This window comes from Paenibacillus sp. J2R1T-4 (assembly GCF_059692235.1).
Genome location: NZ_JCAUBA010000009.1, coordinates 200672 through 214809, shown reverse-complemented (window position 1 = coordinate 214809; position 14138 = coordinate 200672). Strand labels below are relative to the sequence as shown.

At 45.1% G+C, this 14138-nt stretch carries 9 protein-coding genes and 1 riboswitch; of the genes, 2 read left to right on the top strand and 7 right to left on the bottom strand.

The annotated features are described in order from the left end of the window. Window positions 1–18: 18 nt before the first annotated feature. Complete coding sequence (locus AC58QD_RS17110; RefSeq protein WP_497335365.1) at window positions 19–1863, bottom strand: flagellar assembly protein A; 1845 nt, start codon at window positions 1861–1863, stop codon at window positions 19–21. Window positions 1864–2003: 140 nt separating this feature from the next. Continuing rightward, window positions 2004–2087, bottom strand: a riboswitch (cyclic di-GMP riboswitch). A 415-nt stretch (window positions 2088–2502) separates the two neighbouring features. Between AC58QD_RS17110 and AC58QD_RS17105 the strand changes: the two genes are divergently transcribed. Further along, window positions 2503–4347 (top strand): FAD-dependent oxidoreductase, encoded by a 1845-nt coding sequence (locus AC58QD_RS17105; protein ID WP_497335363.1) that lies wholly within the window; start codon window positions 2503–2505, stop codon window positions 4345–4347. A gap of 143 nt (window positions 4348–4490) precedes the next feature. Next, window positions 4491–5441 carry a cation diffusion facilitator family transporter gene (locus AC58QD_RS17100; RefSeq protein WP_497335361.1) on the top strand — a complete coding sequence of 317 codons (951 nt, stop codon included), beginning with the start codon at window positions 4491–4493 and terminating at the stop codon, window positions 5439–5441. A gap of 68 nt (window positions 5442–5509) precedes the next feature. Here the strand turns inward: AC58QD_RS17100 and AC58QD_RS17095 are convergent, their stop codons facing one another. From AC58QD_RS17095 to sdhA, 6 genes are all read right to left on the bottom strand, one after another. Then, window positions 5510–7300, bottom strand: a complete 1791-nt coding sequence (locus AC58QD_RS17095) for an NHL repeat-containing protein (RefSeq protein WP_497335359.1) — start codon at window positions 7298–7300, stop codon at window positions 5510–5512. Window positions 7301–7347: 47 nt separating this feature from the next. After that, window positions 7348–8235: a carbohydrate ABC transporter permease gene (locus tag AC58QD_RS17090; RefSeq protein WP_497335357.1), complete on the bottom strand. Its 888-nt coding sequence runs from the start codon at window positions 8233–8235 to the stop codon at window positions 7348–7350. A gap of 44 nt (window positions 8236–8279) precedes the next feature. After that, the gene (locus tag AC58QD_RS17085) at window positions 8280–9230 is read right to left on the bottom strand and encodes an ABC transporter permease (RefSeq protein ID WP_497335355.1); all 951 of its coding nucleotides are present in this window, start codon (window positions 9228–9230) and stop codon (window positions 8280–8282) included. Between the two features lie 147 nt (window positions 9231–9377). After that, the gene (locus AC58QD_RS17080; protein WP_497335353.1) at window positions 9378–11030 is read right to left on the bottom strand and encodes a type 2 periplasmic-binding domain-containing protein; all 1653 of its coding nucleotides are present in this window, start codon (window positions 11028–11030) and stop codon (window positions 9378–9380) included. A gap of 584 nt (window positions 11031–11614) precedes the next feature. After that, window positions 11615–12367, bottom strand: a complete 753-nt coding sequence (gene sdhB / locus AC58QD_RS17075; RefSeq protein ID WP_497335351.1) for a succinate dehydrogenase iron-sulfur subunit — start codon at window positions 12365–12367, stop codon at window positions 11615–11617. A gap of 2 nt (window positions 12368–12369) precedes the next feature. Further along, window positions 12370–14130, bottom strand: a complete 1761-nt coding sequence (gene sdhA, locus AC58QD_RS17070) for a succinate dehydrogenase flavoprotein subunit (protein WP_497335349.1) — start codon at window positions 14128–14130, stop codon at window positions 12370–12372. Window positions 14131–14138: the final 8 nt, after the last annotated feature.

Below are 14138 nucleotides of genomic sequence, written 5' to 3'. Positions count from 1 at the left end.
CTATCCAATGAATTCTGGTCACTGTTTCACGCTCTTGTTGTCATAAGTCATGTTCTCTACTACCTCAAAAATATCTTTGCAATATCGATCAATACAAACTCTACCTGCGTACATCTTCTTCACTTTCACTTGTCTCTTAGCCTTCAATACGGTGGCGACTCCGGTTTGTCCACCTACGGTCTTGATATCTATACTTCCCCCAGCCTCCAGCTTGGCTCCTCTGCACACGGAAGCATCATTTCTGAACACAATATTGCCTGACGAGAACAAATCGCTTAGAAGCACCCCTTCACGTAAAACAACAATGTCTCCATTGGATTTCAACTCACTGTTCTGACACTGCATAATATTGACCTGAACCTTCACTTCCTGCATTCTGGCTACCTCTTGATGGGTTTCCTGCAGCAAAGCATGAAAGTTCTCGAGTGCACTGATCGTTGCCACCTCATGTAGAGTAGAAGGCTGCAGAAACGACTCCAGCATATGCTTCAATTCATGAAAATCCTGCTTTTTAATCTGTTGCACATTGGCGATGACAAAAAGCATTTCTTTAACAATAGAAGGAATTTGTTTAAATTTCGTTTCCATTAATAGGACGATAATTTGCCCATAATGCACAACCTGGTTTTTGGACTCCAGAATATTCATGAGCAGCTTGGATGCAGAAAGAAGGTTATTAATTTGCTCGCGCAACATTTTGGCATTGCTGTACAACCTATTGAACATAACGCCAAAATAACCGGAATACACCTTGCACCCAATCATATTGCCTTTGATATAAATACTGCCCGTTGCCGTTATAGTGCAATTGAATATACTTCCGAACACATACACATTTCCGAGCGATTCAATAATCATATTGTCCGTTACATCACCATAGACAACGACGTCCCCAGAGAAGAAAATATGACCGGTCTCTATATCTACATCCCCTGGAACAATATACGAAGTAGAGATGTCAAATGTCTTGATTTTGTTGCCGGTAATTCGAGGCCTACCTTCTCTGAGCGCAACGATTTCTCCTTCGGAATTCAGTTCAACACTTGACTTGGTCACAATGATGATATCTTTGGGCGAATTCGGGATCAGGGCTCTTCCATACACGTCGCAACCGGGAATACCTTGAACGGCAGGAGTTTTCTTGGCCAGGACGTCACCTCTCTGCACGGAGGGGATATTCAGATGATTCCGGTAATCGACAACCCCTGCAACTTCCGAAAACACACTTTCCACTTGCTCGGTAAAATATAGTTCCAATCGGGCGTCCTCTGCCGGGACAACAGGCTTCCCTTTGGCGATGAGTACCGGTTGATAAGTGGATACGTCTAGCTCTTGTTGGATAGCCGGAATGTCTGGATTTTTGATTAATTTCTTTCGGAACAAGGCTATAACATCATGTAACAATACTGTATCTATGAGGCGTGTAGTGTCTTCAAATGCAGAGACCGTGATATCAGAGGAGGCTTGTTGATTCGTTAAGCGCCAATCATACCGCTCCTTAGACCTCAGATGAAAAAAAGCCTGGAGCTTATCCTCCGATACGGTGATCTCGAACATTGGAGTTTCTCTTATACTCCATTCAATCAAATCGGATTCCGTTACAGTTACTTTTGTGTGCACTTCTTTCCCATTGACTCTAAGCACAACCGGATCTTTGGCTTGAATCATTGGATAATCTCCAGTCCCGCTCGGAGCTTGTACAAAGATTTGATTATCAATAATATGAATAGACCCGTCTTTGGCGATTTCGTATTCGTAAAGGTTATCCTGCTTGTAGTTAAGCGGTAATTTCTTTTTCCCGGAATCAAGCTCCAACTGATTAATCAACTCGGTCAGTTCACGTTCTGATATATGGCTCGCCATTTATTCCACCTCTCCAACTTTATTGGACAATCTAGACATTGAACACTATCACCCTGATTCATAGTTGTATTAGAAATTATGCTTTCTTATAATGCACACAAAAAAAACATCACCAAAAGGTAGATGCTTGAGTCCTACATTCCGGCAGTCTGGCAACCATAGATATGCTCGTTAGGCCCATAACTTTGCGTCCCTCCCTTTCGGAAAGTTTGCCAATATCAAGTTGTAGTGGTTCGTATTTTAGTAAAATCCGCCTATTGCATAGTCCTTGCGAACTATAATCTAATACCAATAATAGGATATATTAATGACTTTATCAACTTGCAATAGCATGCACTAATTGTCGTATTGTGTAAGATTTCTCACTGTTCCTTCATCATTCAGCATCATTCATATAAAATTAATAATTTTCATGAATGTAAAAAAAGGAGGACCTCCATCGGTGGAAGTCCTCATAGTATATTTTAAAAGGGGGTCTTGTTTACTATCATACCCCATGAACATTAGAGTTCTATGACAGAAATATTTCATTTGTGTAACAAATATCAATGGGTGTAATAAAATTTCCTTTCTATTTTCGGGGAAACTACGTAAAATATATAAGGACAACTATTATACTGAAGGGATGTAACATTTGGGGTGAAAAAAACGATCCTGCGCCTAACGTTCATCATGATCGTTCTGCTTGCTGGGCTAGCGGGCTACCGCTACTTTAGCAAGGGAATGGACTCCTTCTTCCCATGGATAGATAAGCAATACGACATCTTAGTTGTCGGAACCGAGCTAGAGGGGATGTATTTGGCCAAGAGAGCCCATGATTCTGGTCTGTCTGTCGGGATCCTGGAGCCTTCATCTGAAATTGGCGGGCAACTTCTTCAAGGTGAGATGCTTTATTTGGACGAAACGTTCGATGATCAAGGGAAGTCGCTGCTCCAAGGCTCAATCAAGGAGCTGTTCGAAAGGTATTACAGCGGTGAGATCCGTAAGTTAACGGAATTTACCACTTATTTCAATCAATTAATTACCGGGATTCCATTAGAGGTTAACGCTGCAATTACCAATATTGAAATGGAACATAAGCAAATTCGCTCGATTACTTATCAGACGAAGGACGGCAAGACCAAGAAATTGGAAGCCGACTATTTCGTGGATAATACAGACAGCGCCCATCTCGTTAGCCGACTTGGAATTCAACCGATGCCTGGCTTGGAATCCTTATACCACGCGCCGCAGCGAGAGTATATGAGTGCCACCTATATGATGAAGTTCAAAGGTGTGGACTGGGAGAAGTTTTACGGATCCTTCTGGCAATTGACCAAACCGGAACGCACAACACTATACGGTCCTGAGACGTATGTCGACGCTAATATCGCTTATGGCTTCCCACCTATAGTCGCCCGGCATGAACTGAAGAATCCGGATAAAGCCAATTTGCGCGGACTTAATATCCTGCATCAAAAAGACGGCGAGGTCATTATCAACGCTCTCCAGGTGTATGATGTTGACCCAAGCAAGCCGGATTCTATTGAAGCGGCTATGAAAGTGGCCAAGGAAGAGATGCCTTATATCCGCGACTTGCTTCGTCAGCACATTATCGGGTTCGAGAAGGCGGAACTGAACGGGGATCCACAATCCCTGTATGTTCGTGAGTATAACCATTATCCGGCAGAATATGTGCTTCAAGCCTCTGATCTGCTTGGCGGTCGAATGTTTTGGGACAATGTTAGTGTTGGCGGGTATTTCATTGACATTCAAGGCTCCCGCTCTAACCGAGAGGGCTTTGCTATCGGGAAGCCGGACAAATACGGACTGCCGCTTAGAAGCTATTTGTTGAAGGATGCAGACAATGTCATTCTAACAGGCAAATTAGTCGGCTCCTCATATGTTGCTTTTGGCAGTACGCGCATTCAACCTAACGGTGCATTAGCCGCAGAGAGCATCGGTCTACTCCTAGCCCAATATAAAGGAACTAATCTCAAACATCTGACGGAAGACCAGCTATCGCAATTCCAGACTATGATGAAAGAGAAACATTCTATACATTTAACGCCTCCCCCAGGAACTAGTAAAATTGTAGGCATGACTCCTCAAGATATCGAGGAACTGGACCGCGGACATATCACCCTGTTATCCAATGCAGCACAAGCGCGAACTTTACCTTTTATCAGGGTATTAGTGGACAATCAGGAAGTTAAGTTCACAGCCCACAAGCCTGTCATTATTGACGGCAAGACATGGTCACCAGCGGATGAATTGTTAAAAGCCTTCGGTGCCACTTACGTAAGGATTGATCTGGATCACAAAGAAATCCGATATAAGATGAACACTGAGGATGAGATCCGCTCGATCTCCACCTCCCTCAATATTCTGAACAACCGGGTACTGGTCAATTTGAGAGAGATTAGCGATTTGTTCGGGTACCGCACCTCTTGGGATAATCCTAATCGAATGATCAATATTTACCGGAATTTGATTACTAATTGATTTGGAATCAGGTATTAACATACATGCCCCCGCATCCGCGGGGGTTTTCGTGTTCTATTGACAAAATTGGATAATATGGCATAAAATATTCTTATCTAGAATTATTCTAAATAAGCGACATGAATCGAAAGGAGCGCTCTTTTATGTACGATTTTCATCATCTGAAGCATGTCAAAGAACAGAGCCGCTCCAAACGAACATTATGGATCACTTTACTCCTCACCGCTTTCTTCACGATCGTAGAAATCGTCGGTGGCCTGCTCTCCAACTCACTCGCGCTCTTATCCGACTCTGCTCATATGGTGTCAGACGTATTTGCCCTTGGACTCAGCATGACCGCTATTTATATGGCCACGAGGCAACCGAATGCAAGATTCACCTTCGGCTACCTGCGATTCGAGACCATCGCTGCATTTTTGAATGGGCTGGCATTATGTATCATATCGATCGGGATTTTTTATGAAGGTGTAATGAGGTTTATTCATCCTGAAGAGGTCAAGCTTAGTCTGATGTTAACGATCGCCTCCATTGGCTTTATCGTCAATCTGACGCTAACAATCGTGCTCAGTCGAAGTATGAAGGACGAGGACAATTTGAATGTGAAGAGCGCCCTTTGGCACTTTATTGGGGATTTACTAAGCTCGATCGGAGTTATTATCTCGGCCATCCTCATCTACTTCTCAGGCGTCCTGTACTTCGATCCACTTATCAGTCTTGTAATCGGCGGCATTATCTTTATTGGCGGGGCTAAGATTGTGAGGGAATCCACGCTGGTGTTGATGGAGTCTGTGCCAGAGAAATTTAACCTGGATGAGATTCGTGAAGCGATCGGGAGCGTTGAAGGCGTCGAGGATGTGCATGAGATGCATCTATGGGCGATTTCATCGGACCACTACTCGCTCACTGCACATGTGTTCATAGACAACAAAATCCAACCGTTCTGCATCATTCTTGCCATTAATGAAACACTTAAGAATAAGTACGGCATTGAACATTCCACCATACAGATGGAGGAAGCACATATACACCCTCACGGAGAGTATGGCAAAGAGTTCCTGCGAAACAAGGAAGAAGACTTAAACGGTCACAGCTAAGTATCTTGTTGGAGTTGCGCAATCCAGAAAACGCTAAAGGACATATAGGTCCTTTAGCGTTTTCTAATTTACTCTACTCCAAGTACAGCTAACTTGAGTCTATAAAGCTGCGTTCCTGCACCGAAATACAGAGTGCGATCCGGAGTGATTACAGCTTTATCCACTATACCCGGCAGCGTTGCACGCACTTCATACTCGCCGGTCTGGACATTCAGAACAAGGAGCTCCGAGTCGGTGAACAACAGCAGGTTAAGATCATTTGCAACGCACAGACCGTGAACTCTCTGTCCGACCGCTACCGTCTCGATAAAGCTCATCGTACTCGGAGAGAATACCCTTAAGCTATCATCCAATACGAGCCATATACGGCCTCCTGCGGAGCATAGCTTGCCAGGCTTAGTCCCATATGGAAGCTCCTCACCATGAACTAAGCTGCCATCTGTAGTCAGCACTCCGAAGTGGCAAGGCTCATCCTGGGCCTGCAGACCGTTCCCACCCAAGCTGGAGATGAAGTATACATACTGATCATCAGAAGCAAGACTCGACACCTGCTGCTCAGCCAACGGATTCGGCCAAGAGGATAACTCAAGCGTCTCCGTATCCAGACGGGTTATTCCGCCTCCATAGACTCCGTACTTAGCTGACCAGCCTGTCCAGATCGCTTGATCAGGACCGATTATACTATGGCCAAGAGGTCTGATCCACTTCGAATAGACAGACTCCAATGTACGAGGATTCACATTCCCAACCTGATCCCAAGACTGCGAAGGATCATAGATCATATGATCTCCTCCAGAGTAGGCGGTTAAGAACAACTTTCCGTTCACGAAACGCATTCCATACACTTCTCCGCCCGCATTACACACAACGGAGGAGTTCCAGTAGCTTCCATCTCTCGGGTCATAGCTGAAGATCGTTTGTCCGAATCCGCTCGAGCCCCATATACGGCCTTCATCGTCAACTGTCAGCCCATAAATATGGGTAGCTGGTGCTTCTGTAGGGATTCGCTTCAACTCTGGCACATCGTCAATATGAGAAGCTATGAAATAATCCTGACCTCTCACACCTCCAAAACAGCCATTATCCAATGCGATGGCTTGCCCTTGAAGCTGATCTGCAAGCTTAATATCGAATTGCGTTGGTTGCATAACAACGGCTGCGGCGTCCAACGGTTGAAAAGTGACGGAATCGTAATAATAGCTCTCTTCTCCAAGCTTCATGCAAATGTAAGTATCGTTCGCTTCTGTAAGATGAGGGAACCCGGGAAACTGAGCGAACCGTGTAAGCTCCCCTGTCTCAATATTCCATGCACCCGCAAAGGAATCATCCAGGCCTGCCGACACGATAATATGTCCAGGTACCGAGCCTACATAACGACTGTACATATTTTTGAGATTGTCGGACATCCTGCCCACATTTTCCAATACGTGATTGTCTGGATCATAGCGGAGGAGAACACAACCCGGATAGGTACCGCCATACAGATACCCATCCGATCCTTGAGTGAAATTCCAGATATAAGTCTCGTTCTCGTCACGCAGCGGTTCCGCCCAAGTGCGCGTTCGCAGATCAAGGCTGTGCACATAACCATACTTCGCACAAGTTCCAACGATTAATTTCTCGTCATTCCAATTGAATAGCGCCCAAGCCCCTGCGTCGCCAGGAAACATTATCGATTCGCCTGCACCTGTCTCGGTGTCGATTAGTACTACATTCCCCGTAGCATGTGCGGCAAAATTGGCTAGAACTAGCTTTTCCCGACCATCAAGCGGATCGAGGATGCGTGTCTTTCCCAATATGCAGAAATTGCGGCAAGGCTGTGCGACCGCCTCCGGCTGCACTAACGAATTCACGTTCATTGGATCCTCCTGAACATTTGTGTTCACAAATGTTGTTCGTATGCTTGCTATTGTTTAACTGCCCCTACTAATTGTCCATGCAAGAAATATTTCTGAACAAAAGGATACACAATAATAATCGGAATAACCGTTAACATCAAGGCTGCCATCTTCAAATTCTCAGGATGCACAAGCTGCAGCTGCTCTTTTAACGAGAATTCATCGACCCTGGATACATCCAGATTCGCGTTAACGAGAATATCCCGCAGCTGATACTGCAGTGTCCACATGCTCTTCTCACGAATGAACAACAAGACATTAAACCAGGCATTCCAGTTGGCCACTGCGCTAAAAATCGTAAAGGCCATGGTCATCGGCAGTACAAGAGGAAGCACAATGCGGAACAGCATTCTGAATTCGCCTGCACCGTCAATCTCAGCGGACTCAATCAATTCCTTTGGAAGCTGATCGATGGAGTTCTTGAATACGATGACATAGAAACCGCTCACCATTCCAGGTAAAATAAGTGCCCAGTAAGTGTCGTTCAAGCCCATATTATTAACTAGGAGGTAGAAAGGAATCAAACCACCGCTGAAATACATCGTAACCAAGATGTAATAGAACAGTACTTTTTTACCGATCAAATACTTTCTGGACAAAGCATAGGCAGAGGCGAGGGATACCACGATTTGCAAGAATGTATTCACGACTGTAAGAAATACCGTGTTCATGAACGATCTGACAAACGTATAGTTCCCCGCTAATTTCTTATAGGCATCCAACTGGAAATCAACCGGCCATAATTGGACCTGATCTCTAACTACAGCTGCATGGCTGCTAAAGGAGATCGCAAGTGCATTGATGAAAGGAAGAAGGATGCTTAGACAGACTATGATGAAAAAAGTATAGTTGAAGATATTAAAAACTTTCCGTGATGGAGAGCTGTAATGGATCATCTCTTATTCCTCCTTAGCATTTCCTTTAATGCGTAAACCTGATGTTAGTACAAACCAAGCCCTGTTGCTCTCTTGGAAATATAGTTGGAAGATATAAGCAAGAGGAAGCCAAGAACACTTTGCGTCAAGCTGATCGCTGTAGTCAAGCTGTACTGAGCTTGTTCCAAGCCTACTCGATAAACATACGTACTAATAACGTCCGACACATCATAAACGAGCGGGTTCTGCATAACGAATATTCGATCGAAGCCAATTTCAAAGATGTTCGCAATCTTTAAAAGGAACAAGAGCGTGATCATCGGCATCAGATGAGGAATCGTAATATGAATCGCTTGCTTGAATCGGCTGGCTCCGTCAATCCAGGCAGCCTCATATAATGTAGTATCGATACCTGCTATTACGGCAAAATACAGAATAGCCGACCATCCTACACTTTTCCATATATCCGCAAATACTAGCAAGCCCCGAAACGTATCTTTCTGAGTCATAATATCCGTGGATTGAAACCCTAATGCATTTAACATTTCATTAAAGAGACCATGCTCTGGGGAAAATATTTGATAGAAAATACCTGAGACAACAATCCACGAGAGAAAGTGAGGCAAATAGGAGATGGTCTGCATAACGCGTTTGAATGTTTTCTGATACAATTCATTGGCAAGTAATGCGAATAAAATAGGAGCTGTAAAACCGAACAATATGTCGTAAAAATTAATCAAGAGCGTATTTTTCATAACTATCCAAAAGCGTTCATCTTTAAGAAAATATACAAAATGATCCAAGCCTACCCAATCGCTGCCCCAGAATCCTTTATAGACCGAGAAATTCTTAAAGGCAATAATGATTCCATACATAGGAATATAGTTGAAGATAAATAGGGATAGGATCATAGGCAGCATCAACATATACAGCGGGATCATCCGACTCCAACTTATTTTACGTTTCTTAGGAGTCTGGATCGATGGTGTTGGAACAGGTTGCATTGAGGATTCCATTATGATGCCTCCTTCTTGACGGAATAAAGTGCTTGTTTAATTAGAAAGATGGAATGATACCCCATCAAGTGCTGAATGGCACTTGACGGGCATCATTCCATATTCGAATTTATCCTCTGAATAATGCCGATTTACATGACATAGATCCTACCAGTCAACCATTTTCACGCCGACTTTTTTCAGGTAATCCTTGTTTTTGTCCATGTATTGCTGCATTGGTTCATAGATCAGCTTCGCATACTTCTCTTCCCATTTCTTCACTTCTTGCGAGAATTGATCCATCGTAATCCGGCTCATGATCGCTTCAATCGTGAATCGGGTAATTTCTTGTTGAGCTTCAACTGTCTTCTTGGAAGCTTCATCCGGAGCTACATATCCCGGGAAGGAGCCTACGCCATTCTTCGCAGCATTCTCAGCCGTTGGCTTCAAGCTGTCGTATAGGAATTTAAAGTAGGAATCGCCTAATTGTTGCTGGTGAGTAGCTTGCTTGACATCCTGACCATCTACGAAACCATATACTAGCGCCAAGTTCAATACCCAACGGCGGTCTGCGTGGTTCAGCTTATCAGCGATTGGTACACGTTTGCCGTCTTTAACGGTGTAAGTGTCGCCTTCCTTACCCCAGAAAATAGCTTCATACAATTCTTTGGCTGCAAAAGCCTCGATTACTCTCCATGCACGGTCTGGCTCTTTGGATTGTGAAGAAATGTATAGACCATGAGTGGAAATTGGAAGTCCTTGGAAGCCTGTTGCATATTTAGGATCTTTCAGTTCAGCAGGATATGTCTTAAGCGGCGGAGCCATTGCAAGCTTCCAATGTTTCTTGTCGATCTTTGTATCCGCTACAGCTGCTGCTGCTCCAGCCGCAACCTGGTCAGCGCCATTCCACATTGCAAGAACATTTTGTGTATCCCATTTCGCGAAGAACTTGACTCCGTCTGATGTTGCGAATTCCTTATCAAGCAGACCTTCTGTGTAAAGGTTGCGCATTACTTCTGTTGCAGCCTTGTACTCAGGAAGCAGTACGTTAGGAATGACTTTTCCGCCTTGTACACGGAAGCTATAAGGTGCTGCGCCATACATACCGTAAATGTTCGCACCGCCGAAGGCAATTCCTGAAGTTCCTACGATACGGTTAGCCATAGGGACATTATTGGGATCAGCTGCTTTTATCTTACGCATAACTTCGATCCACTGAGGAACAGACTCTGGCCATTTGCCGCCATTATATTTCTCAATCAGGTCAAAACGAGTATACATTCCTTGGCCTTGAGGGGACTTATCATAGGCCATTGGGATTCTGAAGTATTTGCCTGTTGCCTGATCTTTCGCAAGCTCCATCATTTCTGGTGTAATTACTTTTTGAATAATTGGGGATTTGTCGTAATACTTCTTAAGATCTATGAATGCGCCGTCGCGTGCTGCTTTGTAAGCTTCAGGATCCATGTTCGTGTGGACGATATCAGGCAGTTTACCTGAGGACAGCAGGAGGTTAAACTTCTGTGCATAATCCGCATAAACCGGTACTTCAATCTTCAGATCGACATTGGCAAGATCTTCAACGATCTTGATATACGGGTTATCGCTTGGATTAACATTATCCGGATGGGCAAGCCCGGAGTTGTTCATGAACATCGTCAATTCAATTCTTGGCTCATTCGCCTTAGGTGTAGCTGATGGTGCCGTTGAAGCCCCCTTGCTATCCGTACCGTTGCTTGACGAGCAACCGGCCGCGACGATACTCATTGCCATTACAGATGCCACTACGGCTGGTACCCATCTTTTCTTTGTCTTAACCATCCTTAAACGACCTCCTAATTGAGTAGCTTAAACTTACGGAGACTGTACATGGTGCTAATTACACGGAAATAACGCGCTTACATAATGCGCTTACATTTTGGGAAACCCAATCCGGCTGACGGGGACAAAGTCACCTCCTTAAAGAACTAGCTTGTGTTAGAGTTGTATGATGAATTAAATTTATCATGTTTCGAAGTGATGCATAGGACAATTACGATGCAAACAAGGACAATTTTTTACTAGATTCAATCATATTCTAAGATAGAAGCTTTTATACGAGGTATAGAAAAGCGAAAAATAAAGCGCATACATTAATTGTCTGAAAATATCGAAGAATCTATCTTATACGTGTTATATACTTGTTTTATTTCTATTTGATTATTGCTCAACTTGAATTATTTTGTCAAGATCCATTCCGAAGCAATATATTTCCAACAGCTCGTCAACAAAATGGATATTTACCCTATAAACTGTATCATACCTGTGTTGTCTATGAGAATGGTCTTGGTATTCAATCAGTTGGATTATATATTCGTGATAGAAAAAGACTGACGAGAAAATAAATTCTCGTCAGTCTAATCATTTTACATACCCAACCATTTCTTGAACATGTGCTTGGTAGTATCGCCATTAATAGCTGCAATCGATGTTGTAAGAGGAATGCCTTTGGGACAGGAGCGAACACAGTTCTGCGAATTCCCGCAGCCTTCGATCCCGCCGTCTTCCATCAACGTATCCAGGCGCTCTTCCTTATTCATCTCACCTGTCGGATGAGCATTGAATAAGCGAACCTGTGAGATAGGTGCTGGTCCAATGAAGCTGCTGCGATCGTTCACGTTCGGGCAGGCTTCCAGGCATACTCCGCAAGTCATGCACTTGGACAGCTCATATGCCCATTGACGCTTGGACTCAGCCATACGGGGGCCTGGACCAAGATCGTACGTGCCGTCAATCGGAATCCATGCTTTGACTCTCTTCAAGGAGTCGAACATGCGTTGACGATTGATAACCAGGTCGCGGACAACCTTGAAGGTTGCCATCGGCTTAATCCGAATCGGCTGCTCCAGCTTGTCGACAAGCGACGTACATGCTTGTCTCGGCTTGCCGTTGATGACCATGGAGCAGGCGCCGCACACTTCCTCCAGACAGTTCGATTCCCAGCATACTGGTGTCGTCTTCTGACCGGATGAGTTAGTCGGATTACGCTGAATTTCCATCAAAGCGCTAATAACGTTCATATTCGGGCGGTATGGGATCTCGAAGTCCTCCGAATATGGCTTAGAATCAGGACTATCTTGACGAGTTACCGACAATTTAATGGTTTTGGTCTCAGCCATGATCAGCTGCCCCCTTTCTTCTTATCCGTCGAGTAATCGCGCTTACGAGGCGCAATCAAGGATACGTCGATATCTTCATAGGAAATCTCAGGACCTTCTGCCTTCCAATTAGCCATGGATGTCTTCATGAATCGCTCATCATCACGTTCAGTGAATTCCGGCTTGTAATGGGCACCACGGCTTTCATCACGTAGCAGAGCACTGACTGTCATCGCTTCTGACAGTTCCATCATGTTCCACAACTGACGAGTGAATGCCGCACCTTGGTTGCTCCATTTAGCGGTATCGGTCATGTTGATGTTCTTGTATCGCACTTTCAATTCTTTGATCTTCGCAATCGTATCTTCCAGTTTCTTGTTGTAACGAACAACGGTCATGTTGTTCGTCATCCACTCGCCAAGCTCCTTATGGAGTACATAAGCATTCTCTGTACCGTCCATCTTAAGCAAGCTTTCGTACTGATCCGCGCGTTTCTTCTGTTCGCGCTCGAATACGGCGCTGGATACATCCTCAGCGGACTTCTTCAAGCCTTTTGTGTACTCAACCGCTTTGGGACCTGCAACCATTCCTCCGAATATTGCGGACAGCAGGGAGTTAGCTCCCAGACGGTTAGCCCCGTGATATTGATACTCGCACTCACCGGCAGCGAATAATCCAGGAATGTTCGTCATTTGATTGTAATCGACCCACATACCGCCCATGGAGTAGTGAACCGCAGGGAAAATCTTCATCGGGATTTTCCGCGGGTCGTCGCCCATGAACTTCTCGTAAATCTCAATGATTCCGCCGAGCTTTACATCAAGCTCCTTCGGATCTTTGTGAGACAAATCAAGGTATACCATGTTCTCGCCGTTCACACCAAGCTTCTGCTCTACGCATACGTCGAAAATCTCACGAGTCGCAATATCCCGCGGTACGAGGTTTCCGTACGCCGGATACTTCTCCTCCAGGAAGTACCAAGGCTTACCGTCCTTGTACGTCCAGATCCGTCCACCCTCACCGCGCGCAGACTCCGACATCAAGCGGAGCTTGTCATCCCCTGGAATCGCTGTAGGGTGAATCTGAATGAATTCTCCGTTCGCGTAAGTAACGCCTTGCTGATACACGGCGCTTGCTGCCGTACCTGTATTAATAACCGAGTTCGTCGATTTGCCGAATATAATCCCAGGACCGCCAGTAGCAAGAATCGTAGCATCCGCACGGAAGGTAACCACTTCCATCGTACGCAGGTCCTGCCCAGAGATACCGCGGCAAATCCCTTCATCATCAACAACAACGGAGAGGAATTCCCAATGCTCATACTTCGTAACTAATCCAGCGGCTTCCCAACGGCGTACCTGCTCGTCAAGCGCATATAACAGCTGCTGACCCGTTGTTGCGCCTGCGAATGCGGTACGGTGATATTGCGTACCTCCGAAACGACGGAAGTCAAGCAACCCTTCAGGTGTCCGGTTGAACATAACACCCATCCGGTCCATCAAATGGATGATGCCCGGTGCTGCTTCACACATTGCTTTGACCGGAGGTTGGTTGGCAAGAAAGTCTCCGCCGTATACCGTATCATCGAAATGCTCCCAAGGTGAGTCGCCCTCACCCTTTGTATTAACTGCGCCATTGATTCCGCCCTGCGCACAAACGGAATGGGATCGTTTAACCGGGACCAAAGAAAACAGGTCGACGTGAACCCCGGCTTCAGCGGCTTTGATCGTCGCCATCAGCCCGGCCAATCCGCCGCCTACTACAATTACTTTTGACTTAGCCATTGATGTTC